The organism is Mesomycoplasma dispar (assembly GCF_000941075.1).
Taxonomy (GTDB): domain Bacteria; phylum Bacillota_I; class Bacilli_A; order Mycoplasmatales; family Metamycoplasmataceae; genus Mesomycoplasma; species Mesomycoplasma dispar.
Genome location: NZ_CP007229.1, coordinates 543,125 through 568,382, shown reverse-complemented (window position 1 = coordinate 568,382; position 25,258 = coordinate 543,125). Strand labels below are relative to the sequence as shown.

23 protein-coding genes are annotated in these 25,258 nt (G+C 29.8%); 13 read left to right on the top strand and 10 right to left on the bottom strand.

The window, feature by feature from the left end:
- The first annotated feature begins 3 nt into the window (after positions 1-3).
- The 5 genes from MDIS_RS02105 to MDIS_RS03950 all read left to right on the top strand — a co-directional run bounded on the left by MDIS_RS02105 (position 4) and on the right by MDIS_RS03950 (position 4,652).
- Positions 4-957 (top strand): phosphate acetyltransferase, encoded by a 954-nt coding sequence (locus MDIS_RS02105; RefSeq protein ID WP_044635436.1) that lies wholly within the window; start codon positions 4-6, stop codon positions 955-957.
- Positions 957-2,165 (top strand): acetate/propionate family kinase, encoded by a 1,209-nt coding sequence (locus MDIS_RS02100; RefSeq protein ID WP_044635435.1) that lies wholly within the window; start codon positions 957-959, stop codon positions 2,163-2,165. The genes MDIS_RS02105 and MDIS_RS02100 overlap by 1 nt, the downstream gene beginning before the upstream one ends.
- Positions 2,166-2,439: 274 nt before the next feature.
- On the top strand, positions 2,440-2,820 hold the full coding sequence (locus tag MDIS_RS02095) for a hypothetical protein (RefSeq protein WP_044635434.1): 381 nt from the start codon (positions 2,440-2,442) through the stop codon (positions 2,818-2,820).
- Between the two features lie 113 nt (positions 2,821-2,933).
- The gene (locus MDIS_RS03955; RefSeq protein WP_052506213.1) at positions 2,934-3,821 is read left to right on the top strand and encodes a hypothetical protein; all 888 of its coding nucleotides are present in this window, start codon (positions 2,934-2,936) and stop codon (positions 3,819-3,821) included.
- 111 nt (positions 3,822-3,932) lie between these two features.
- Positions 3,933-4,652, top strand: coding sequence for a hypothetical protein (locus tag MDIS_RS03950; RefSeq protein ID WP_052506212.1), 720 nt, complete (start codon positions 3,933-3,935; stop codon positions 4,650-4,652).
- Here the strand turns inward: MDIS_RS03950 and MDIS_RS04175 are convergent.
- Positions 4,649-4,972, bottom strand: a complete 324-nt coding sequence (locus MDIS_RS04175) for a hypothetical protein (RefSeq protein ID WP_144402867.1) — start codon at positions 4,970-4,972, stop codon at positions 4,649-4,651. The genes MDIS_RS03950 and MDIS_RS04175 overlap by 4 nt on opposite strands.
- On the opposite strand from MDIS_RS04175, the gene MDIS_RS02080 reads away from it, so the two are divergent.
- Positions 4,965-5,294, top strand: coding sequence for a hypothetical protein (locus MDIS_RS02080; RefSeq protein WP_044635433.1), 330 nt, complete (start codon positions 4,965-4,967; stop codon positions 5,292-5,294). The genes MDIS_RS04175 and MDIS_RS02080 overlap by 8 nt on opposite strands.
- A gap of 220 nt (positions 5,295-5,514) precedes the next feature.
- Here MDIS_RS02080 and MDIS_RS04450 read toward each other — a convergent pair whose 3' ends face one another.
- Positions 5,515-5,637 (bottom strand): hypothetical protein, encoded by a 123-nt coding sequence (locus MDIS_RS04450; RefSeq protein ID WP_276240840.1) that lies wholly within the window; start codon positions 5,635-5,637, stop codon positions 5,515-5,517.
- Positions 5,638-5,685: 48 nt separating this feature from the next.
- On the opposite strand from MDIS_RS04450, the gene MDIS_RS02075 reads away from it, so the two are divergent.
- The 4 genes from MDIS_RS02075 to MDIS_RS02060 all read left to right on the top strand — a co-directional run bounded on the left by MDIS_RS02075 (position 5,686) and on the right by MDIS_RS02060 (position 13,892).
- On the top strand, positions 5,686-5,946 hold the full coding sequence (locus tag MDIS_RS02075; RefSeq protein WP_165073036.1) for a hypothetical protein: 261 nt from the start codon (positions 5,686-5,688) through the stop codon (positions 5,944-5,946).
- 14 nt (positions 5,947-5,960) lie between these two features.
- Positions 5,961-7,328 (top strand): hypothetical protein, encoded by a 1,368-nt coding sequence (locus MDIS_RS04270; RefSeq protein WP_052506211.1) that lies wholly within the window; start codon positions 5,961-5,963, stop codon positions 7,326-7,328.
- Between the two features lie 399 nt (positions 7,329-7,727).
- A complete protein-coding gene (locus MDIS_RS02065) occupies positions 7,728-10,586 on the top strand; it encodes a P97 family adhesin (RefSeq protein ID WP_408605782.1) in 2,859 nt (952 codons plus the stop codon).
- Positions 10,587-10,622: 36 nt separating this feature from the next.
- On the top strand, positions 10,623-13,892 hold the full coding sequence (locus MDIS_RS02060) for a P110/LppT family adhesin N-terminal domain (protein ID WP_044635430.1): 3,270 nt from the start codon (positions 10,623-10,625) through the stop codon (positions 13,890-13,892).
- A gap of 642 nt (positions 13,893-14,534) precedes the next feature.
- On the opposite strand, the gene MDIS_RS02050 is transcribed toward MDIS_RS02060, so the two are convergent.
- The gene (locus MDIS_RS02050) at positions 14,535-16,214 is read right to left on the bottom strand and encodes an Mhp366/Mhp367 family surface (lipo)protein (RefSeq protein WP_044635428.1); all 1,680 of its coding nucleotides are present in this window, start codon (positions 16,212-16,214) and stop codon (positions 14,535-14,537) included.
- A gap of 187 nt (positions 16,215-16,401) precedes the next feature.
- Here MDIS_RS02050 and MDIS_RS02045 point away from each other — a divergent pair, with 187 nt between their 5' ends.
- The gene (locus MDIS_RS02045; RefSeq protein ID WP_044635427.1) at positions 16,402-16,926 is read left to right on the top strand and encodes a hypothetical protein; all 525 of its coding nucleotides are present in this window, start codon (positions 16,402-16,404) and stop codon (positions 16,924-16,926) included.
- Positions 16,927-16,964: 38 nt separating this feature from the next.
- Positions 16,965-17,648, top strand: coding sequence for a ribonuclease III (gene rnc, locus MDIS_RS02040; RefSeq protein WP_044635426.1), 684 nt, complete (start codon positions 16,965-16,967; stop codon positions 17,646-17,648).
- On the opposite strand, the gene MDIS_RS02035 is transcribed toward rnc, so the two are convergent.
- The gene (locus MDIS_RS02035) at positions 17,608-18,174 is read right to left on the bottom strand and encodes a DUF402 domain-containing protein (RefSeq protein ID WP_052506210.1); all 567 of its coding nucleotides are present in this window, start codon (positions 18,172-18,174) and stop codon (positions 17,608-17,610) included. The genes rnc and MDIS_RS02035 overlap by 41 nt on opposite strands.
- A gap of 171 nt (positions 18,175-18,345) precedes the next feature.
- Between MDIS_RS02035 and MDIS_RS02030 the strand changes: the two genes are divergently transcribed.
- Positions 18,346-19,107, top strand: a complete 762-nt coding sequence (locus MDIS_RS02030; RefSeq protein WP_318024051.1) for a hypothetical protein — start codon at positions 18,346-18,348, stop codon at positions 19,105-19,107.
- Here the strand turns inward: MDIS_RS02030 and metG are convergent.
- From metG to mraZ, 6 genes are all read right to left on the bottom strand, one after another.
- A complete protein-coding gene (gene metG / locus MDIS_RS02025) occupies positions 19,104-20,648 on the bottom strand; it encodes a methionine--tRNA ligase (RefSeq protein WP_044635424.1) in 1,545 nt (514 codons plus the stop codon). The two genes, MDIS_RS02030 and metG, sit on opposite strands and share 4 nt — an antisense overlap.
- A complete protein-coding gene (locus MDIS_RS02020; RefSeq protein ID WP_044635423.1) occupies positions 20,641-21,414 on the bottom strand; it encodes a tRNA1(Val) (adenine(37)-N6)-methyltransferase in 774 nt (257 codons plus the stop codon). The genes metG and MDIS_RS02020 overlap by 8 nt, the downstream gene beginning before the upstream one ends.
- The gene (locus MDIS_RS02015) at positions 21,401-22,417 is read right to left on the bottom strand and encodes a nicotinate phosphoribosyltransferase (RefSeq protein ID WP_044635422.1); all 1,017 of its coding nucleotides are present in this window, start codon (positions 22,415-22,417) and stop codon (positions 21,401-21,403) included. The genes MDIS_RS02020 and MDIS_RS02015 overlap by 14 nt, the downstream gene beginning before the upstream one ends.
- A gap of 227 nt (positions 22,418-22,644) precedes the next feature.
- Complete coding sequence (locus MDIS_RS02010) at positions 22,645-23,625, bottom strand: FtsZ/tubulin family protein (protein ID WP_044635421.1); 981 nt, start codon at positions 23,623-23,625, stop codon at positions 22,645-22,647.
- Between the two features lie 35 nt (positions 23,626-23,660).
- Positions 23,661-24,548: a 16S rRNA (cytosine(1402)-N(4))-methyltransferase RsmH gene (rsmH, locus tag MDIS_RS02005; RefSeq protein WP_044635420.1), complete on the bottom strand. Its 888-nt coding sequence runs from the start codon at positions 24,546-24,548 to the stop codon at positions 23,661-23,663.
- A 1-nt stretch (position 24,549) separates the two neighbouring features.
- Positions 24,550-24,990: a division/cell wall cluster transcriptional repressor MraZ gene (gene mraZ, locus MDIS_RS02000; protein ID WP_044635419.1), complete on the bottom strand. Its 441-nt coding sequence runs from the start codon at positions 24,988-24,990 to the stop codon at positions 24,550-24,552.
- Positions 24,991-25,258: the final 268 nt, after the last annotated feature.

The window sequence follows — 25,258 nt, the reverse complement described above, 5'->3', positions numbered from 1 at the left end:
AAAATGACATACCAAGAATATCTTCAAGCGCGACTTGAACAACAAAATGAAGTCAAAAGCTTGCGTTCAGTTCTAATTATTGACGGGGAAGATGAACGCGCAATTGCAGCAGCGAAAATGTTAAAGGAACAAAATTTAGTAAAACCAGTTTTACTAGTTGATGAACTAATTTCAAATCTTGAAATCGAGCAATATGTTGTTGACTATGATGAAAAGTTAGAATTCATCAAACAATTTGTAAAACTACGTAAAGGTAAAGAAACACTTGAATCAGCAGAAATGCAATTTGAATCTAATGCTTTTTACGGAACAATGTTACTTAAAAATAAAAAAGTGGACGCTGTTGTTGGTGGACTTAATTATCCAACTGCCGAGATTTTACGTGCTGCTTTTAAAATTATCGGGCCAAAACCAAATATTAAAACAATTTCTTCCGTGATGATAATGCACAAAGACGAAAAAAAATATTTATTTAGTGATATTTCGGTAAATATTGCCCCAAATGAGAATCAACTTGTTGATATTGCTAAAAATGCCCTTGATTTTGCATTGCAATTAGGTTTTGATCCAAAACCAGCATTTCTATCTTTTTCAACAAAAGGATCAGCAAAATCACCACAATCAGATGTAGTTGCAAGAGCGACACAAATGTTTAATGCAACTTCACCAATCGAAGCCTATGGTGAAATTCAATTCGATGCTGCCCTTGATACACAAGTTCGCCGCCAAAAATACGGTGAAAATGTGGCTACAAATGCTAATGTCTTAATTTTCCCAAACCTTGATGCTGGAAATATCGGCTATAAAATTGCGCAAAGACTTGGTGGTTTTGGCGCAATCGGACCAATAATTACTGGAATCGATGCTCCAATTAATGACTTATCTCGTGGCGCAACAGTTGAAGATGTTTTCAATACCGTCTTAATTAGTGCACTCCAAGTTGAAAAGGAAAAATAATGATTTGAAAAATTTTAGTAATTAACGCCGGATCTTCATCAATTAAATGACAAATTTTTCAAAAAGATAATCTCGAACTTCTTGGTGTTGGCCTAATCGAACGAATTGGTCTTGACAACGGACTAATCAAGATGACTTTTTTGGAAAAAGACTATAAATTCAGTGCTAATTTTGCTAACCACACCGAGGCACTTGAAAAGCAAATTGCAATTTGACAAGAAAATAAACTAGTTGAAGATCTTAGTGAGTTTGAACTTGTCGGTTTTCGCATTGTCCACGGTGGAGCTAGTTTTAATTCGCCAGCGAAATTAGATGCAAATGCAATCGCTAAAATCGAAGAAGCATCAAAATTTGCTCCTTTACATAACCCTGGTGCACTTGCAACAATCGAAGCAATTAAAAAATTGCTACCAAAAGCAAAATTAGGCGCAAGTTTTGATACTGCTTTTCATGCATCAATTCCGAAATTAAACTATACTTATCCAATTGATAAAGAAATTGCTAAAAAATACGGAATTAGAAAATACGGTTTTCACGGTATTTCCCATAAATTCATTAGCACACAAGTAGAAAAAATTTATAATTCTGATAAGGTAAATTTTGTTAATATGCACATTGGTAACGGAATTTCCCTTTGCGCAATTAAAGATTCAGCATCAGTTGATACTTCAATGGGAATGACGCCGCTTGCTGGTGTGGCGATGGGAACTCGTAGTGGCGATGTTGATCCATCAATTTTGCCTTATTTGGCAACCGAAGCTAATTTTTCGTTTAGTGAAATTGACCAACTTTTGAATAAAAAATCTGGGCTTTTAGGTTTATCTGGTATTTCTTCTGATCTTCGCGATGTAATTAATGCTGCCGAAAACGGTAATGTTGATGCAAGTTTTGCACTTGAAGTTTATGTCCAAAAAATTGTTGACTACCTTGTAAATTACATTAATAAAGTCGGTAAAGACATTCAAGCATTAGTTTTTACTGGTGGTGTTGGTGAGAATTCCGCTTTTATTCGCAAGTCAATTATTGAAAAAATTAGTCTACCAAAACTAAATTTAGTACTTGATTATGAAAAAAACACAAAGCCAATTCCGACTTTTGGCCCAATTGAGAAAATTTCTGCCACTGAATCCGATCTTGAAATTTTTGTAATTAAAACAAATGAGGAACTTTTAATTGCCAAAAACGCCCTTAAAGTTTGAGCTAACTAATTCAAAAATTTAATTTAAACTAAAAAAAACAAGACTTTCTTATAAAGAAGTCTTGTTTTTGTAATTTTATGTACTTTGCCAATTTACTTGCATATACTTTTTTGCCAAACTAGGTTGATTTTATGTTGAAAATCTTTTTGACTTTTTTTATTTTTTTATGCTAATTTGTGTTAAAATTTATTCTAGGTAAAGATACTTTTACTTTCATATCTTTTAGTTTTTATTCAGTTTTGGTTCATTATAACATAATTTAAAAATGAGGAATTAAATAAATATGCGACGATCTTTAAAGTGAGTCTTAACTTTAACTCCGCTCGCGGTCGGGTCAGTTGCTGCTACAATTTATTTGACTTCCGAAAATTTAGTTTCTAATTTTGGCGAAAATACTAATGGAAAAAAAGTTAGTGTTGAAACCCGAATTAGTCCGTTGGCTAACTCGCAAGATAACGAAACTAATCTAAAAACTGAAAAGTTAAATAACCAAAAACCATTAGATGAACCTGTTGCTAAAACCAAGAAAATTATTACTCCGGTTTTGACACAAATCCCAAAGGAGTTAAAAAAAGTTCAAAAACCGAAAAACTTAACTTCACCAGCGATTTTGTTGACAAACAAACAAGATCTTGCTAAAACAAAAGTTGAGCAAAAACGATAAAACAACCGCAAATTTTATTAGCAAATCCTGATATAAAAACAATTAGAACTAAACGAGAAACTAGTAAAAATTTAGCAAATTCAGAACAGGAAGTTAAAAAAAGTCAAGATTTAGTGGCGCTTTTGGGAAAAAAAGTTCCTAAAGCTGTTAATTCGCAAAATCAAAGCACGCCAATTGTGCAAAAAGTTGTGGTTGTAAATGACAAAAGAACTGAAAAACCAACTCAAAGCGAATCTTCTCCTAATTCAACCGTTGTAGGCAATACTAATGTAGCGCCAAAAGATAGTCAAGTTCAAGAAACGGTGCCGAATGTATCGACAATAACCGTTGTCAACCCACAGCAAAATCCGGAAAAAGAACCTGAAAAAAAAGAAAAACAGGAAGAAAATCAGTCTGAAACCGAAGTAAAAATTCAGGATCAACTTAAAACAAAAGGGCAAGATTCTAGTAAAACTAAAGAAACTGATAAACCAGCAAAAAAGGTTGAAGAAAAGGCTAAACCTGAAGAAAGAATTGAAGAACCAAGTAAAACTGTTATAGCAGAAACGCCTTCTGAACCAGAAACTCCTGAAAAAGCAGTCGAGTGAATTATTAAAGACGTAGAAAAAGATCTTCAAACTTTGTTAAATAAACCAATCGGCAATGAATCTTCTGAAGTAAAAACAACTTGATGGGCGGCAAAAAATCGTTTAAGCGATTTTCGTTTTGCAGATCAAGCGCAAATGAACCTTTTTAAAGAAAAAATCGCTAAAACAGCAACGCCAATAACTGAAGAACAATCAGGTTATTTGCTTAATCTTTGGGAAAACAATTATTATCATTTTAATCCAGGATTGTCAACATCACGAACTAAAATTGAACAGTTAAGGAATGAATTAAGAAAGGTTTTAAATATAATTAAAAAACCTGAAATTGGTCCTTTCAACAGAGTTTCTGGTGGAACTTCATTTATTATAAACTTAGATGAAAATGGTAATAGCGATTGAACTTCTGCTTCATAAAAATCAAGATATTAAAAAATACTAAATTAAACTATTATTTTCTCCTAAAAACAATAGTTTTATAAATTCTAAATAAAATTTTCAATTAAAATTATAGAAAGTAAGTTAAAAATGAGAAGGTCTTTTAAATGAATTTTGGGTCTATTACCAATTGTCGCCACTTCAGTGGGTACTGCCGTTTATCTAACTTCAGAAAATTCTATTTCTAGTTTTAGCGAGGTAAATACTAATCGCCAAAACATCCAAGTTGAAACACGAATTAGTCCGTTGGCAAGTTCGCAAGATGCAAAAGAAAACACTAAAACTGAATTATTAAGCCCAGAAAAACTAGATGAAAATGTGAAGGCGCCAAAGAAAATTATTGTTCCTGAAAGTTCAGAGATTCCGCCACAAAAAAAGGAAAACCAAAAACCGAATTCGGCTGAAAAACAAACAAAAACACCAATTGTAATTGGCAAAATTCCGCCCAAATCTAATGTTGATAAGAAAAAAGAAAAAGAGGTTGTTCCAAAAACTAACCCAGGAGTAGTCATTTTCTTACCACCTAAAAAAACTGATCTAGAGCCAAAAGAAAAGGAAAAGCAGCAAACGCCAAAAGAGCGTAGAAACGAAAAAGTTGTTATTGCTGACAAAGATAATCCAGAATCAAAAATTCCAAAGGTTAAACAGCCAGAATTACCAGTGCAGGCGGTTATTACCGAAACGCCAAAACAAAATATTGAAAAATCTAAAATTGATAAACCACCAGTTGAATCGCCAATTCTAGCACCTGAAGAGGTCAAGACCGAAAAAACCCCCTGCTGCTCCACAAGTTACTCTTCCACAGGTTAAACCTGAAGAAGAGCAAGAAAAAGAACGTAAAAAACAGGAAGAAGAGGTAAGACAAAAACAACTAGCGGAAGAACAAAAACAAAAACAAAAACAAGAGCAAGAAGAAAAAGAAAGACTACAACGGGAAAAGAGAAAAAAGAACAGGAAGAAAAACAACATAAAGAAGAGGCGGAACGATTAGCTAATGAAGAGGCAAAAAGAAGACAAGAGGAAGAGGAAAGGCTAAAAAATGCAACAGTAACACCTAATTTAGGAAGTTCAACTGCCGGAATTAATACTGGCGATTCAGTTGTTGATGGGCTTATTAGCGAGATGAACAAAGATCTTGGCGTTTCAGATCCGCAAGTTTGAGTAGATAAATATCCTCTTGCTGATTGGCAATTGACAAAATTTTTAGAAAATCTTCCAACACCAAGAAACGATAAAGAAATATCAAATATATCTTCCTTTTGGGTGTTGTCGCATGCAAGGAATTGGGTTTTATCACCAGCAACATCATGGTTGTCGATTACTGAAGATGTTCGAAAAATATGACGTGAACAAATAAATAATAAGCTAAACTTAAAAATGACTGGAAATGGTGATAATGCGAAAATAATTACCCAATCTGGCGGTGTATTACGTGGTAGCGATCATCCTTAAAATTCTCGCTAATCCTCTTGATTTTTTCTAATTTATGCTATAATTTTTTGACTAATATAAACAACGAAAAATTTAATTAAATCGCCTTTTTAAAAAAAGTTACTAAAAAGCTATAGTTTAGTTTTTTTAAAATTTTTTTCATACTTTACTATTTTATGTTAAAATAATAGTATATTTTTATGTTTAAGTTTTTATTTTGTTTTTTGTTCATTATCAACATTTATTTTGAGTAGATAATTCCAGAAAACGAATAAATATTTGACAATCTTTTAAATGAATTTTTATCATTAGCAGCAATTGCAGTCGGATCATTTGGGACAATAATTTTTTTTAACTTCCACAAATTCAGTTACTAATTTTAACAAACTCAACACTAATTCCCAAAAAATTAGTGTTGAGACCAGAGTTAGTCCGCTTTCAAACTCCCAAAGATAGTGAATTAAAGCAAAAAACGGAAAAGTTAAGTGAACAAAAACCGACTGAAAAAAGTGAAAAAATTATTGTTCCAGTTTTACCAAAAATACCCGAAAAACCAGTTGGATCGTTTAGCCAAACACTTTCTGGCCATAGTTTTAAAGTTCAAGTTGGCGAGGATGGACTGAAGCAATCTCGGCAGATCAGGTTAACAAATCTTAACAAAATTAAGATCTAGAAAGGAAGTTAGAAATGAGAAGGTCTTTTAAATGAATTTTGGGTCTAGTGCCCGTTGTTGCCGGTTCGGTTGGAACTGCGATCTATTTAACCTCAGAAAACTCAATTTCTAGATTTAATGAAGTAAATACTAATCGCCGAAACGTCCAAGTTGAAACACGAATTAGTCCGTTGGCAAGCTCGCAAGATGCAAAAGAAAACACTAAAACTGAATTATTAAACTCAGAAAAACTAGATGAAAATGTAAAGGCGCCAAAGAAAATTATTGTTCCTGAAATTTCAGAGATTCTGCCACAAAAAAAGGAAAACCAAAAACCGAATTCGGCTGAAAAACAAACAAAAACACCAATTGTAATTGGCAAAATTTTGCAAAAGTCTGATGAAAATAAAAAAGATAAAGTTGTTTCAAATTCTAAACCGAAAGTAATATTTTTCTTACCGCCAAAAAAACCTAATCCAAAACCAGAACAGAATAAGAAAAAACTGGAACTACCAAAAAATCAAGTAGCTGAAAAGGTTGTTATTGCAGGAACTCCTGAACCAAAACCTAATGTTCCAGAAGTAAAAAAACCAGAACTACCAACCCAGGCGATAATTGTTGATGTTCCAAAGGCAGAAACTATAGAGCCAAAGGCGAGTGAACAAATCCAGTCACCAATTCTTGGTAATGAAGCGGTAAAACCTGTAGAAACTCCGCCAACATCACAACCTTTAGTTTTAGCGCCACAAGTTGAGAAAGACGAAGAAGAAAAGAAAAAAGCACTACAAAAACAATTAGACGAACAACAAAAACAAAGGGAAGAAAAAATAAAAAAAGAAGAGGAAGAGCGTAAAGAAAAAGAAAAAGAAAAAGAAAAACAAAGATTAGAACAAGAAAGATTAAGGAGAGAAGAGGAAGAAAGACAAAGAGCAGAAGAAGAAAGACAAGCACAGGAGAAAAAAAGACAAGAAGAACAAAGAAGACAAGTTCAAAATTCTAATCCTGGAAGCTCCAGTTCAGGAAGTTCAACCAGCGGTGTCAAAGGTGATCAAGAAATTGTAAACGAGTTTGTTGCTGAAATATCCAAGAATCTTAATATTTCAAACCCGCAGGAATGATTAGATAAGTATAAACTTACCCAACAGCAAATGACATTATTTTTAGAAAAACTTCCCACACCAAAAAATCAAAAAGAACAATCAAATTTAGTTACTTTTTGAGAATTATCACAAGCAAGAAATTATCCTGATCTTGTGAAGGGTTCAGGAGTTCGAGAAATGTGGCGTGATCAAATATATAAAAAATTAAACCTGAAATTACAAGGAAATGGTGAAAATACACATCTAATTACTCAATCTGGTGGTAGATTTGGTAGTTGAGGATTCCCTTGAGGTTCTAGATAACCCCAATTGATAGTGTAATTGTTTGCTAATTGTGTTTTTTATCAAGCAATTTTTAAAAAAGCAAGTAAAGTAAAAGGGGTTAAAACTAATATCAAATCCAAAAATGAGAAAAAACTAACAAAACAATCGGAAAAATATTATATTTATATTTAAAAGTGATAAAATTTAATCAAAAACAATAAACCTGAAATAGTTTAGCTTTGAGTGAGTTTGGTTATAAAAAGCAAAAAAGAACATTTTTGTTTTTTATTTTTGCGTTATTTTAAAGCATTACCTTGCAAAATATGGTACAATATGATTTGTTAAGTATAAACTGAAAATAGCAATTGGAGGCGGAAATGAAAACTGAAAATAGAAAGGAATTATTAATGCTACACACAAAAAAAAAAAAAAAAACTTTTAGTCACTAGTGGATTAACTTTTTTAGCATCAACTTTAATTATTGTAATTCCCGTTAGTTTAATAACTAACTTACGTGCAAAAGATCCGCTTTTTCAAGTACAAAATCAGGCAAAACTAATTAGTGCAGTTAGTTTAAAACATGATATTAGCAAAGATAGTCAAGATTATTTTAGTTTAAAAAGCAAGATTTTCAACTCCGATGGTTCAAAAAAAACAGACCTAAACTTATCTGATTTTTTTGATTTTTATGCACAAAGTTCCAATTCTAACTTTGAAATCGTTAATTTTAACGATGATTTTCAATGAAAAAATTTTAAATTAGATATTACCGACATCGAACCTGTTGATCAAGAACAGTCATTTAAAATTTATTACCGTCTTTTACAAAATTTAGACAATAACGAAATTGCAAAATCCGATTTGCATACAGCAACAATTGCTTATAATTCAACTTCTGATTATTCATTAAGTAATTTTACTAGTTTTGCAAAAGCCGAATTTTCCAAATTAAGACCTTATTTTATATCTGAATTTGCAAAATCAACTTCAAGAGAAATTGCAAAACTTACTCGAAGTGAAGAATTTTTAACCAAAGTAAATTCAGCAAAAACCGCTGCTGATGCGAGTAAAATTCTTGATCAATATTTTAATTTTAATGAAATTCTAACCAATTTGCTTTCAAGTAAAATTAATAAATTCACCGATGACGCTGATGTTTTAAAAGATCGATATTCGCTTGAACTTATCAAGGAACCAGTGCTAAAAAATGCTTTTATTAGCAAAACGCCGTTAAAAAATATTTATAGACTTTATTTTCAAACTAAATTTTCCAGTGATTTTGCCAAACAAATTGCCAAAGATTCAACAAGCAGTGCAAAATTTAGTTTTGCAGTCGACCTTGATTTTAGCGGTCTTTTTTTAGATGAATCTCTAGTAAATGATATCGAATTAAGCCCTTTTTCAGAACAAGATTTTACCAATTTTAGCGATGAAAGTAGCATACATTCTGAGTCTGTTACAAGTTGAAAATTTTTAAACTTTTTAAAAAATCAAGTTTTTTCTAGTGCAACTGAAAAGGATAAATTTTATAAAAACCTTTTAAATCAGGCAACAAATTCACCTTTACTTGCAAAAATTAAGTTAAAAAATTACATTTCCCAACTTAAAAGTTTTGACCTTTTTTCAAAAATTAAACTTGATTTTACAGTTGATTCTGATCTTACAAAATTAGCTTTTGAAAACCAAAAAGTTGGTCTTAAGTTTTTTGGCAACCTTTTAATCAAAAATGAAAAAGATGAAACAATTGCCAAAAAACCGTTTGTACAAAATGTTAGTGATTTTGCTTTAATTCTCAAAAATAATCCCGGACTAACTGAAAAAATAGCAGCAACCAAATTCGAACTAAAACAAAATGATGCTGTAAAACACGAAGTTTCTCCAATTCCAAAAGAGGAAATTTTAAAACTTGTTAGCACACAAAATTTTGAAAGACTAAAATCACTTTTAGAAAATCCGCGTTACTATGGCGTTCAATTTGACGAAGATAAACTGAAATTATTAGTTCAAGATTACCAACTTCCCCCAGTTCAGACTTTAATCGATCGTTCCAAATGAAGTTTTACTTATCAAGAAGAAGTTGCCGGAATTGTTAATATTTTATCTTCTTTATTCCCAAATCAGCAAGAAATGTTACGTTTTTATGCCTCGCTTGCGAAAAAAGATACATTTTTCATCGGAAAGTACCTATTTGATTGACTAAAAGGGCTAAAACTAATTGACCAAAGTACAAAATGACCTGAAAATCTTGATTTGCATAATTTTTTCCAGGAACTGAAAAAAATTAAAATCGAAAACAAATCGGGAGTTAATAATTATTTAATTCAAGCCGATCAGAAAGCCAAAAAAGACATCTGACTAGTTTCAATTAATAACAATTATTGAGCAGAAAAAGACCGTATGCCTTATAGTTTTTACTTGCACCCAAAATTGAAAAACATTATTGATTTGATGGATAAAAACGTTGATTCTAGTTTTAATCTTGATTATTATGTCGAACAAATCCGTGCTGAATCGAAAAAAATTGACGAAAAAGACCCAACAATTCAGGAAAACAGCGAAAAATATCGCGCACCAATTAAAACACTTACAGATTTTATTGTCGCTTTTTATCAAAATGTTTATTCTAACAAAACTGGACTTCTATCGGAAAATTTAGGCGCAAACTTTGACTATCGCATCAACTTTGAAGTCGATCCTGTTCTTGTAAAAGTTGATGGAACTGAAAATTCTAATAATGAAGAAAAAGTAAAACTTAAATACTGATACAAAGTTGGTCCGATTGATAAAAATGGTCAATTAATCTCAACAATTTACCAAACCGAACCAAAAACGCTTGAAATTACCACTAACAAAGACGGAAAAATCGTTACTGATGAAGTTGAAGCGCTTGATAAATTTGCAAAGGATTTTCGCTCAGCAACGCTGTCAACTTATTTAGATAAGCAAACTTATGCTGATTTTTGATCAGGAATTATTCGAACCGTTGGAACAAGTTCGGACTATGTTGACATCACAGAATTAATCAAAAAATTCCCGATGTGGTCATATTTCACTCGTCACCATCCAGATTTTGGGCTAATGGTGAAAAAAGATGAAGAGAAAAATGCAACACAAAGTCCCGATTCTGTAAGTCAAACTTCTCAAGAAAATCTTAACGGTGTTTTCGAAAACGTTGGTCTTGGTGACCGAAAAGCCTTGTATTTTTATGTTTATAACAAGAAAAATCCGAAGGAATTTTCAACAAGAAAACTTAAATTCTTTGTCTACCAAACGGAAAAATCCTTGTTAGTTTCCTAAAATTTTCCCAAAATCTCATTTTTAAAGGTGTAAATCATGAAAAAACTCAAGCAAAAAAATTTAATAATCGCTACTTCGGTCGTCTTTTTAAGTGCAATTGTTAGTGTTGCGATTTCCGTTCCAATCGGAAAAAACGTTTATTTTCAATCGCATCAAAAGCAATTAAGTGCCTATTCTGATGAAAAAGCAAATGCAAAATCTTTTGATTCATCAAAGTTAGAAAATCAGCAAGAAATTCTCCAAACAATCAACCAAATAAATTTAAAACAAGAATTCCAAGACAGTTTGACTGCGCAAAATGCTGTTGATCTTTATTTTGATAAATCTTATAGTTTCGATCTAAATTCGCTTGTTGATTTTAGCCCTTTGTTAGCAAAATTTCCTGGATTTAGTTTTAAATTACTAATTCCTGATAAAAAAACAGATATTAAAATTAATAATAATTCACTATCAAATTTAGCAATAAATGTTCAAAATCAAGAAAAAAATATTGAATATAATGTCAATTTTACTCTAAAATTTAGCAACATTGTCAAAAATTCTGAAATTGATCCAGCAAATGTTGTTACTGTTTTGGAATTATTAAATACTGAATTAATCAAAAACAAAACTGCAAGCGAAGTTGCAATTTTGTTTAACCAAAAATTCCTTGAAAACAAAGCAAAATCTCCTACTGACAAAGCTGCTTTAGTTAAAACCATCGCAGAATTTGGGAGTCTTTCCTTTTTCAATAAGGATAAATCTCAGCTAATTTTACCACTAACTTTTGATTTAGAGCCTAGTTTGAAAGACAATAAAATATTTTTTTCAAAAGTTGATGACGCAAGTGGTCAGGCAAATCTTGATCTAAATTTAGTTGATAAATTTTCGAAAAAGAAAAGTAAAATCGCCCTCGAATTTAAAAATTTATCAACAATTAACGAAAGTTATGCAAATAAATTTGCCGAAATTTTCAAAAAAAACTACCAATTTAACGATGAAGTTGCCAAATTTTTAGCATCGTCAAATTTAAGCCCAACTGATTTAATTTCAAAAACTTTACCTGATTCGGTTAAAAATAATCAAATTTTTAGAGAAAATCAGCCAAATAGTCTTAATTTTTGGTTCAAACAAAGCGGAAATTCAATTTTAGAATCAGATTCAACAACAAAACCTTTAAATGTTAGTGCACAACTGAATTTTTCAGATAAAAACAAACAACAAACTGAAAGTTCCGAATCTGATGGATCAACTGGTGATAATTCAGGAAATTCTAATAATAATCAAAATCAAAACGGAACTGTAAAAAACAATCAACAAACTGAAAGTTCCGAAAAACAAAAGCCAAATAATGCTGAAAATAACGGCACTTCTGAGGAATCTAGTTCGCAAAAAACTGATAATAAAAGCAATTCTAAAACTGAAAAACAAGAACAAGAAACTACAAAACAAGTTCCTAAAATTCAACAAGAATTTGCAAAAATTCTACCAAATTTTAAAATTTCTAGTTTTAAAATTGAACCTGTAATTCAAAAACTTGATGCTGAAACTGAAAAAGATTTAATAAAAAAACAGCAAATTCCGCTAAAATTAACACTAACTGGTAATTTTAGTTCTGGTGATTCTTTCCCCGGTGGTCTGAATTTTAATTCGGAAAAACAATTAGAATATAGTTTTAATTTTAACTTTGATGTCAGTGATAAAGTTTATGGGACTTATTTCCAAAACGCCCTTGATTCAATTGTTAAATCTGAAAGTGGGAAAGCGAGTGAGTTAAAAATCGAAAACCTTGAATTTCAAATAAATGACAAACAACCTGTAGCGATTTTTGCAAGAACAATCGACCAAACAATTGAACATATCAAAAGTAAAAAAATTCAACTTGCAAAAATAAAAACGGAGGCAAAACAACTTTTTGATTTACTTGATTTTGTTGCAAAAACTAAATCTCAAGAAAAACCAGAAGATTCTCCTAGTTCTCAATCTGAGACTGCAAAAGTTTCAGTTTCAACAAAAGCAAGTCAATTTCAGGAAACCGAAACTACCCAAACACAACAAGAAATCTCTTCTACAGAAGTTCCAACACCAGGAAAACAAACTGAAACTCCAGGAAAATTATTATCTTCAGTTTTTGATAATCTTTTAGAATCAAAACTACCTGAGTCTACTTCTGTCATTCTCGATTCTAAATTCAAAGATGGCAAATATAATTTATTAATTGGAATTTGAGTTGGTGATAGCAAATTAAAAGAAGTTGAAATTCCGATAATTAATGTTGTAAAAGATAACAAACCTTATGAATTATTGCAAGAAGAAACAAAGGTTCATTTTTTCCTTGATGGCGAATCGCTTGTGAAACAGGCTAAAGGAGCAAAAGAAAAACAACAGAATATAAATCAAAAATTGGAATATATAGAATCAATAAAAGCGATAAATAGCGATAAAATTAAGCTTATTCCGTCTAAAGATGCTGATAACAAACCTGAAAGAGGTGAACCAATAAAGCCTTTTATTAACAAAAAAGATAAAGGAATTTATTTAACTAATGATGGTTTAGAAATTGGTATTGAAGAAATCCAAAAAAGTCAACCCATTAAAAATCCGACAATAATTCTTGCATTTAAATCACAAGGAAATTTTTCATTAGAATCTAATCCATTTTTTTTAATCCAAGGATTAAAGGAAAAAACTTTTAAAGCTGATGAAGAAAAAAAATATGGACAACCGCCGCAAAAAATAGATTTTAGCATTAGAATTAGAAGATATCCTTATATAGAGAAAATTAACGATATTGAGGCCAGAATTGGCGACGAGGAAAAATCAGGCGAGAATTCAACATCCATTAATCATCACACCGCTCTTGTTGAAAATGTTGTTGAAATAACTGAAAAACAAAAGTTTGGTAGATACGAAAGAACTTTCAAAAGAGTTCAAAAAGTTGATGAGTCTAAAAATAATTACGTTAAATTTTCTGATTTTTTAGACAATAAAAATGTAAATTCAATGATTGTTTTCAGCCTAATTGATGCAGAAAACAAAAAAAATAAAATGAAATTATCATTTTATTCTTCAGCGGCTTCGGATCCATACGAACCAGTTTGAACTAAAACTAAAATTGTTGATATTAATAGTTTTAAATTCTCTGATTTAAAACATCTTATTTTAGGAAAATTAAATTCTTCGATAACAAGTTTAGATGCGGGTCGTCCTTCTGGCGCTATCATTCTTAAATCAGCGGCAATTTTTGAATCAACTAACGAAGAAAAATCTAATGAAATTAATAAATTATTTATTGATCGATATTTTGAATTGGAAAATAAAAAATAATTAAAAAACATATATCAGACTCGGGCACGAAAATTAGACAAATTTAAAAAGATAAACTTCTCCAAACTGCTCTGGGACTGTTTATAATTTTGTGTTTTTAAATTTTTATGGATTTTTCAAATAAAAATCTAATTTAATTTTACATTATTTAGCTGATTAGGGAAAATAATTTCTAATTGTTTTTTAATTATGCGTCAAATTCTTACCTGCCTTTGTCATTTTTCGCTTGCATTTTGGAGCGTCAAATAAGTTATTTTTGAAAGGTAATTCACACTTTGAATTCCGCCTTTAAGAGCGTCTCAGCAAAAGTTTTAAACATATGCGAAATTTCGTTGTGAAAATTTTTTAATTTTTTATGATCAGCGTATTTGTTAACAATTTTTTCAGCTTTTAACTCAAATGGGGGTAATTTTTTTGCTCTTTTTTCATATTTTAGTCCTTTATGATAAATTTTATCAAAATAGATTTACCTTAAGACACAAAATATTTAATATTCCCTTAAAAGGAAGACAAAAAAATCAAAATTTGAACAACTTGAAGATTAAATATATTTTAATTGCACTAGAAATTAAAATATATTTTTTTTAGACTTTTTTCATTTTATATACTTTTGTGATAAAAAATTTTGCAAACTTTTTATTGTTACTTACTATTTTTTGTAATGGTTTTAACCCTAACTTTTTTGTTTGTAATAATACTAAAACCACTTTTTTGATTTGAAGGATAGAATTTTCTTATCGAATCGGCCAAATTATATTCTTCTGTGACAAGCGGAATTCCTCCTGATAACGAAATATTTGTGTTTAATTTGTCGTAGTAATTTTTTTCAACTTTAGAATTATTATCATAAAAATTATTTATTAATCCGAAGGCGTTGATGAATTGAAGTTCACCATCTTTGTTAAAAATTCCTGAACCTGATGCTCCTGGTCCGTTATTTGTGTAAAAATATAAAGAAAGTCGTGAGAAATTTTCCTGCGGGTCAGTTGCATAAACACCTTTAAAGTTATTTTTCATTGGTTTTGCTTTTGGTCAGAACAAGGAAATGTTAAGATCGTAACTTGAATCACCCTTTTTTCAAACTTTTGGCGAAATTTTTACAGGTTTTTCTTTAGTTATTTTTTCCCAATAATTAACAAAACCCTGATATGAATTTAGAAATTCGTTAAATTTTGCTTCGATTGAGATTTTACTTGTATTTTTATGATTATTAATTTTATCATTTTCACGGATTTTTTCTAAAATTTCTGATTTATTATCATGATAGAATTTTGCTAATTTTTTTAGGTCATCATTAAACTTTTTATATTTAAAATAAAAAAGACCAACATCAAAATTTTGATTATTAAAATCACTAGGGACTTCGAAATAATCGTTATAAAAGTCCATTAGGTATTCTAAAATTTTTGCATGATCAAATTCCCTGGTTTTGTTTTCAAAAACTTGTTTTACATAAAAAAGTAGAGCGGTATTATCACGATCTAAACTGTAAGTTTTTCCGTTTTCGTATCATTCAAGAAAATTACCACCTAATGTGTTTCAGAATCTTAAACTTTTGCTATCGATTTCAAAATTTTCATCATTATATTTATATTCAATAGGTTTTATAACGTGATGATTCGTAATTAATAGTGCTTTTTCACTGTTTGCATCTAAAATTGCCGCTGTTCCGCTTTTGAATTTGACATTTCTTTGGTAAATTGAATCGTATTTTTTTGAACCAAGCGATTCAGAATAAACGCCAATTTTATCAAGTTTGAAAATTTGATTTCTTGCTTTTGAATCAAAAATTGTAAATTTTTGATTCAAAATATCGGATTTAAAAGACTCATTTTCCTTAATTAGTTGGTTAATTTTTGGATAATTGAGATCATATACTAGTAAATTATCATTTTGAGAGCCTAAAAATTTTTCGTTATTCTCTTTTGTAACAAAATTATTGTTTGTATCGAAATTAAAATTTTCATAATTATCAGGAAAGACAACATTATTTTCCTTGATTTTTTCTAGATCTAAGTTTGAAAGTCGCGAAAAAAATGATTCCTTTTGCCCTAATTCAAATTCTAAATCTTCATTTTCTTGACTAATTTGCTCTGCATATTTGCTAAATTTAGCAAATTCGACTTCTTTTTCAATTTCAGATTTGGTTAATTGTTTTGCTGATTGGTCATTTGTTTTTGGTTTAATAACCAAATTAAGACCGCTAGCATTGCTTGTTGATGGGTTATTAAAAAAATTAATAAAACCAAAATAACCACCAATTCCGGCGGCAACTAAAAAAAACGCAGATAGTGAAAACAGAATTTTCTTTCTCTTTGTCATCTTGTCTCCAGATAATTGGTATTTTTCGTAATTAAATTATATAGAAAAACGGGAAAAATTAAAAGAAAAGATTGTTAAATTACAAAATCGAATTTTAATTGATTAATTTATGGTATAATTTTAGTAAATTTTATCTTGGTTTTAATCATTCCAAACTTATATGACATATAAAATAAAAGGTTTTTTAATGAAAAAACATTTGTTTTCATTAATTTTTGCTATCAGTTTTTTTGTATCTTGTGGTAATCCTAGCAAAATAGAATTTAACCCGATTAACTCTAATCCTGCTTTTCAAGATAAAATTGACCTAAAAAAAGACCCATATATTCTTGCACTTTCAGATCCAAATTATTCCTATTCAAATTTTAAAAATAAATTTACTGAAATTTTTCAAGAAATAAAAAGCAAAAATAATGACGAATTTCCGTTTGCCTGCGATAATGGTGCTAAAAATTGTTTAACTGACGAAGAAATAACTTATGAAGTAATTCGAAAATTAGTTAGTAAAAAAATTCTAAATTTTTTGCCAAACGCTGACTTGCCATTACCAGAAAATTTGCCCAAAGTACAAGTAAGTTATATAAAAATGAATCATAAATTTTCAGATCAAGAAAAAAAATTGGAACTCAAGCTTGAATTTGGTCATTTTCATTCAAGTCAAGCCCATGTTGTCGGAAGTCAAATTTTTTCATTAAATTTTAAAGCAGATTAATTTTTATTTTTTTATTTCCAAAAAATAAGGAGAAAAAAATGCAACCTGATGATAAAGTTTACCAATTTCTAAAAAAAATAGGTATTAAACCTAAATCAATGGACATATATATTCAAGCATTAACTCATAAAAGTTACAATTTTACAAACCCGGAAAAACCACATTATGAAATGCTTGAATTCCTTGGTGATTCGGCGATACATTACGTAATTACGCGGGTAATTTATGATAATTTTTATAAAAATGAAGGTAATTCAACCCAACTTCGTTCATGACTTACTTCAACATCTTATCTTGCCAATGTCTGCCAAAAAATTGGTCTTATCAATCTTGTCTTTCTCGGTAAAGGTTCATCAGAAATTCGTGAAAATAACAAATTGAAAGCCGATGTTTTTGAGGCTTTTTCAGCAGCAATTTTAATAGATCAAGGCTTTGAAAAACTAAACCAATTTTTAGCAAAATACTTATATAAAGATGTAAATTTTGCTAATGAAAAACAGTATAAAGATCCAAAATCGATTTTTCAAGAAAAAATTCAGTCCTTTTCAACACAAAGTAAAATTAATTATTCGCCGACAAAACTTGCTGATGGAACCTTTCGTGTCGATCTAATTTGGGAACAGAAAAAATACGGAACTGGATATGGCAAGTCAATTAAAGAAGCCGAATTTGATGCTGCAACTAATGCGCTGAACATTTTTGCAAGCGACAACGACCTATAAAAAACGATAGATATTCCTGGTTAAAAAATGATTTTTGCTGTAAAAATAATAGAAAAATTTTACTAATTTCATTAGAAAGTAGTGAATCTAATTTTGCGGGGTAGTTCATAATTTCTTTATTTTCAAGAAATTCATCGCGATCAACGATATCAAAACTTTTTTTACTATAAATTTTGATATCAAGGTCAAAATCAACAAATTTGATCGTGTCATCTTCGAAAATGAAATCGGATGCTAAATTAATGTAATAATGATAACTAAAATTTTGTCCGGGTTTGAAAGTGATTATGGCGTTGTGCATTGTATTTTTTGGAAAGACAAAAATTGTCGAATCGGAAAAACGCCAGGATTTTGTACCATATTTTTTTACGACACTACCTTTTAAGTTCACAACTACATGTGTAAGCGAATTCGAAATAACTCTTGCATTCGACCATTGACGATACAAAAAACCGTTGTATTTATACGCGTGAATGTTTATAATTTTTCCCGGATACAATTCTTGTAAGGGATTTTTTTCTACCATTTTTGTCTCCTTGTTTTTAAATTATAATATTTTTTAGTTATTTTTTTTATATAATTTAAAAGCATGGTTATATTTTCGGGAACTTTAGCAAGTAAAATAAAAAAATTTATTTGAAAAAACCGGAAAATTTTTTTCTTTTCAAGTTTTGAGTTAGTCATCTCCGGTTTTTTTATGGCAATGTTTTTGATTATTGCCTTTTTTTTAAAAACAACAGTGCCAAAACGTTTTAATTTAGCTTTTGAATTACCATTTTATGTTTTAATTGGAATAATTTTAAACTGATTTAAAGGGATAATTGTTGCTTTTAGTTTTGATTTTGGAAAATTATTACTAACAAGTCGAATTGTCTTTTGAACTCCTGAATACGGAATTGTTCCAATTCTTGTTGTCATAATTTCTTCAATTTCTTTTCATTTAGCAACAAAAAAAGATATTTTTCTAGTATTTTTGCTTGTGCTAACCTTTGTAATTGCAATTTTTGTTTTTTTCTATTACTTTTTTACAAAAGAAAATGAAATTGAAAAGGTGCCAAAAGATTGAAAATCAATTTTTAGTAAAAAATTGATTTTAATTTTGATTGCACTTTTTGGTATTGTACTCACGAGTTTTGCAACAATTCTATTAATATTATATTGAAAAAATCGCATTCAAAAAATAAAAATAGCACTAATAAGTCTTTTTGTTCTTAGTTTTTGCTTTTTAATTTTCCGCTGAATTTGACATCCCTATGCTTTTATTCAATATTATAACCGTTTTTTAAATCGAAGCGGAAATGATCGATTAATTCAAAATTACTTTTTCTATTATTTAACGCCGATAATTTTAAAATCAGCCTTTTCATTTCCGGTTTATGCGCTAACTTTAATTCATTTAGTTCCATTAGTGCAATTTTTAAATGAAAAACACAATTACCGTTGAAAATTAGGTTATTAATTTTTTTTTCTTGGAAAAAATGGTTTTTCTAATTTTCTAAAATTAATTTCATTAAATTTATCTAACTTGGTAATAAGTGTAAAATTAGCTTCGCTAACACCGATAAAATCAAGAATTTCTTTAGTTTTTTTAGGCATTGCCACACTTAAAAAAGTTGTAAGCGCATAAATTCCGTTCAGAACTAAAATGAGACTTGCCTCTAATTTTCGAAGATCTTTTTGATTTCAAAGTTGTTTAATATCAAAAAAGCCGTTAAGATTTTTTGCAAGTTCAATTACAACCTTAAAAGCTTTTTCGATTTGAAATTTATTAAAGAAATTGCAAAATTCATCAAAAGATAATAAAATTTTTTCATAAAAACTAATATCTGTTCAATCTAGGTAATCAAGGTCAAAAACAAGCGGTTTATTGAAATATTTTAAAACAAGCGCGACCGTACGACTTATTAAATTACCAAATGTATTTACAAAAAACGAATTATAAAAATTTTCTAATAAAGTTTTATCAAAAACGCTGTCATTATTAGTGTTTATTTGACTTGAAAAGTAAAATTTAATAACTTCAGCATCAAATTCTTCTAGTAAATCAAGCGGATTTATTACATTCCCTTTTGATTTTGACATTTTTCCTTCAGGGGTAATTAGTCAGCCGTGAGTTAAAATTGATGTCGGGAGTCGAAAATTTAGCGATTTTAGAAAAATAGGTCAATAAATACAATGAAAACGGGCGATTTCTTTGCCGACAACGTGAATAATTTCTTCTGATTGATTCCAAAAGTTTTGCTGTTGTGGAAAATCTAGTTCAATTTCATCGCTAAAAACTGATAAATAACTAAAAAGCGCATCAAGTCAGACATAAATTGTTTGATTTTCAAATTTATTATCAAGCGTGATCCCCCATTTTAAGTTTTTTCGAGTAACGGAAAGGTTTTCCAGACCTTTTTGGAAAAAATTTTGCCTTAATTCATTAGCGATTTTTAGATCAAAAATAAAATTAGGATTTTCATCAAGGAAATTCTCTAGTCAACTTTGGAACTTAGAAATTGCAAAAAAATAGGAATTTTCACTAATTAATTCCATTTTTGCGCCACTAACAGGATGGAAATAAGCACCATTTTCATTAACGGCCTGACTTGAACTTAAAAATTCTTCATCACTCACAGAATAAAGTCCTTGATATTCGCCTTTAAAAATATGATTATTTTCATACATTTTCATAAAAATTTTCCTAATAAAATTTTTATGACTTTCACTTGTTGTTCTTTGAAAATAATCATAGTCAATACCAAATTTTTTTCATAAAAATTTGAATTTTTCAACATTTTCGTTAACAAATTCTTGTGGTTCAAGACGGTTTTTTGCAGCTAGTTGACTTATTTTTTGCCCGTGTTCATCAGCGCCAGTTAACATTTTTGCATCAAAACCAGACATTTTTTTAAAATTTCGAATTACCCAAGCCAATGTCGAACTATAAAGGTGACCAATGTGCAAATTCCCGCTTGCATAATAAATTGGCGTTGTTATGTAAAATTTTTTAGTCATCTTTGACCTTTCTGACAACATAAAGTCGTTGAATTTCCTTACGATAAATATGTAAATTTTTATTATTAGGATGCAAATAGAGATTGTGCAAGTAGTTAGTTCCTCATTGTCCTTTAAATTCTGATTCAACTAAAACAAATTTAGGACTAGCACCAACACGAACCATTACGAACTGAATTTTTTTCGGTTCAAAATAGTTTTGCCGTAATAATTCGATCGAATCAACAAAGCGTTCAATTGGCAAAACTAGTGCCAGTTTACCTTTTTGCTGAATAATTTTACTAGAACCAGAAATTAATTGTGACAAATTAAGACAAAATTCATAAATTGCATTCAGAAATTCTTTGCTAACTTTTTTAAATTTTTTAGTTCCGATTTTAAAGTAGGGCGGATTTGCAAAAATAAGGTCGTATTTTTGCAACTGTTTTTTATTATGTTCAGGTCAAAATTGATTAAAATCACCATAAATTACGTTAATTTGTTGCTCTTTTTTATTAAGTTCAACGTTTATTTTTGCTAATTTAACAGCTTTTTCATTAATTTCGAGGGCATCAATTTTTAAAGAAGTTTTTCTATGAGCGACAAAAATCGAAAGCGCGCCGTTGTTTGTGCCAACTTCGAGCGCTCTTTCTATTTTTTTGTTCAGACTGATAAAATTTCCGAGCAAAATTGTATCAACTGAATAATTAAAACTAGTTTTATCTTGTCAAATTTTAAGGTCATCATTATAACCTAAATTGTTTAATTCAAGATTATCCTTGTTCATATTCAAAAGGAATTAATTTTGGGTTTTTTCGGTAAAAACGTCCGAATTTAGCGATTCTTTCATTGTTTAGAACTGTTGCATCAGCACTAAAATGATGGCGGATTTGTAACATATACTCACCGACACCGTAGGCATCAATTGGCGAATTTTGTTGTTCTAACTTTCTTATTTTAGGTGGCGTAAGACCAGAAGAAACAATAATTTTTACGTGTTTACCGTCGTTTTTATCAAGTTCTTCACGTAATTTTTTAACTAATTTTGCATTAATTCCAAAATCATCAGGTTGTGGATCTGAAAACATTTTATCAGCAATATTGTGTGCGGTATCAATTCTAACTCCTGCTAATTTTTTCCCAAACTTAGCAAGAACAGCAAGCGAATCGTTAATGACATCGTTGTTAAAATCAACAAGTGCAACTAATTCTTTTTCAGGGAAAATTTGACGGTATGCATTTGCAGCTTTAATTAAATCACCTTGAAAATTTTGGATCAGTGAATGCGGCATTGATCCAAAATTTTCCGATTTTTTACTACCAGCTTGAGCTAAATTACTAAAAAGATTCACTCCACCTAGTCGCGCCGCTTTGCCGTCGATTTTATGCATTAGATAGTGATCAGAACGGTCAGCCATAAAAATAATGTCCTTATTTCTAGCGGCTTTTTTACATAAATAAGCATTTGTTGCAATCGAAGTTGAACGGGCAAGAATTCCGTCAATCATTCCTTCAAAATGCCCAAAAAGATGTAAAGGCCCTTCTAATTCAAGAACAATTTCGCGTTTTCCAAGACGAGCCCCGTCTTTTAGGTAGCGAATTTTGTAATTTTTATAGTCAGAATTTTGAATTAATAAATCTAAAACTTCGTCCATCCCCGCAAGAATTGCAAACTCGCGGCGTTGAAAAAATTGTAGAATAACGATATTTTTGGGGTTAAATTTTGCAAGAATTTTTTGACTATCTAAAAAATAGTCGGAAATATATTTGTTTTTATCTGATTTAGTCATAATATTTGTCTACTTATTTTTTAGCATTTTTTGTTTGAACAAAAATTAAGTATATAAATTATACCACATTTTTTCGGATTTCCTGCTAAAAAAAATTTTTTAGAAAAAAAATAAAAAAAACACCTTTTTATTATAAAATTATGTTTTGCAAACTTTAAATTTTATAATTTTTTGAAAGGTGTTTTAGTTATTTTTATTTAAAAAGCGTTAAGTAAAATTAATTTTTCCTAGAAGATACTCGCTTTGTTATCGAAAGCAATATTTAATTTTGCTGCTTTTTTACTTTCGTAACTATGTTTTTTCTGACTTGCAATAATCCCGATTTCAATTTGATTTTCTAATTCAGGATTTTGATATACACCGTATGAAAATTTTAAATCTGAATTGAAATTTTTTCTAATCGCGTTAAGAACATCGCTAATTTCGGATTGTAAAATTGAATTATTAGAACTTATTGTGATTAACATTTCCTCGGAGGAATAAAGATCAAATTCGACAAAATGACTTTTTAGGGCATTTTCAGTTGCCAAAATTGCTCGATTATCGCCAGAAGCAATCGCCGATGCAACGAAAACAAAGTTATTATTTGCCAAAATTGACTCGATAATTGAATTGTTAATGTGAATTAATGCATTTTTTTGGCAGAGTGCCTTAACTATGATTCCGATTTTTGTTTGAATGTTTGTCGTGATTAATTTAAAAACATTTTCGAGAAAAAAGCCAGAATAATTTTGACTTATTTGCTCCGAAGATATTATAATTAACGAATCGACTACTTTTTTAAGCGCTTCGACAACATCAAAACTCGTTTGTTGGCGAAATTTTGACTCGTTTTCCAAAGGATTTGTTGCTAAAACAATTACGATTATTCCCATTTCTCTGGCAACATTTGCTATTGCTAGCGCTGAACCAGAACCTGTTGTTCCACCAAGACCAACAACCAAAAAAAGAACTCTAACATTAGCAAGAATTGATTTAATTTCTAAACTTTTTTCTAACATTGCCTTACTTGCTTTTTGTCAGTTGTACTTAAAGTTTGATTGGTCGATAATTAGTGAATTTTTATAGTCAAAATCGAAATTTACATATTCATCACGTGAATTAATAAAAAATTTTGGAAAACTAGTTTGATCTAAATTGATTAAATTAACAATTTTTGATCCAAAATCACCTAATCCCATTAGCATAATTTTACTACAACTTTCCATAGTATTTTTACCTGTTTTTTTTCAATTTTGCCTATTTAATTTTTAATTAGAACACGTAATTTTGCTGACTTAGCTCGCGGATTTGCTAGTAATTCATCAGTTTTTGGTCGAAAAACCTTCAACGAAAATTTTGGTAAACCTTTTTGAAAAAATTCCAATTTGTCCTTATTAACTAAATTCAAAAATGCATCTTTGACTATCTTATCCTCTAACGAATGAAAAGTAATAATTGCAACTTTTGATCCTTGCTTTAAAAATTTTGGTAACTTTTCTAACAACTTTTGCAAAGACTCAAGTTCATTATTAACCTCGATCCGTACAGCCTGAAAAACATTTTTTACATAATTTTTTTTAACTAACACCAGAGCAGGAATTACTTTTTTGACAAGATTTACAAGTTCAAAAGTAGTTTTCAAAGGTCGAGAGTCAATGATTGCTTTTGCAATTTGTCGCGCATATTTTATTTGACCATATTTGAAAAAAATTTCAACTAATTTTTCTACAGGATATTCATTTAAAACGGTAAAAGCGCTAAGTTTTTGACTTTTATCCATTCGCATATCTAAATTGCCATCTTTAGAATATGAAAATCCGCGTTCTGGATTATCGATTTGTGGGGAAGAAACTCCTAAATCAATTATAAATCCGTCAACAAACTCAATCCCTAACTTTTCTAGGAAGGTATCGAATTTAGAAAAATCAGACCAAATAAATTCAACGTTTTGACTAATTGCTAATAATTTTGACTTAGTTTCATCTAAGGCTTGCTGGTCTTTATCAAAAACGACCAATTTTCCAGTTGTCAATTTCTCTAGAATTGCCAAAGAATGACCACCACGTCCTAAAGTAAGATCAACATAAAATCCTTTTGGGTTAATTTGAAGCGCTGAAATTAGTTCTTCTAACAAAACTGGAATATGCATTTTATAATTCTACTCCCGATTTTAGCAACTCCTTTTCAAGATCAGCGGTGACTTCGCTATCAGAAAACTTTGCATAAAATTGTTCATATCTTTGTTCAGGTCAAATTTCAATTTTGTTGTTAACCCCTATTAAATATAGTTTTTTTTCGATAGCGGCGAGATCAAGTAGATTTTTTGGGATTAAAAATCGTCCTTGTTTGTCAACCGAAACTTTGACCGTGTTCCCAAAAAAATATCTTGCAAAATCACGAAGTTTAGGATCGAGCGAGTTTGCTTTGCCAATTTTTTGGGCGAGAAGGTCAAATTCTGTTTGGCTTCTAATTTCGAGGATTTTTTCCAAACTAGCTGAAATATAGAAGTCGCCCTCAAGTTCATTCCGAAAAGCAGGGGGCAGCACAATTCTATTCTTTTCATCTAGTATTCTAAAAACAGTTCCAAACATTTCCGATTGTCTCCACTATCACCCACAATTATACACCAATAAACAAATATTGTTAAAAAAAATTTTTAAAATTTATTTTTTTAATTTTAAGCTTTAAAAAATCATTGCAAAAACGGCTTATTTTTTCAGATTAAAAATTTTTATGTGTGGGTGAAAGTGGAAGAAAAATTACCTATTTTTTCTAGTTTGTGCATTTTACTATTAAATTTAGTGCCAATTTTTGCTTTTTTTAACTAGAAAATGGGATTTTAGATTTGAACTTAAAATA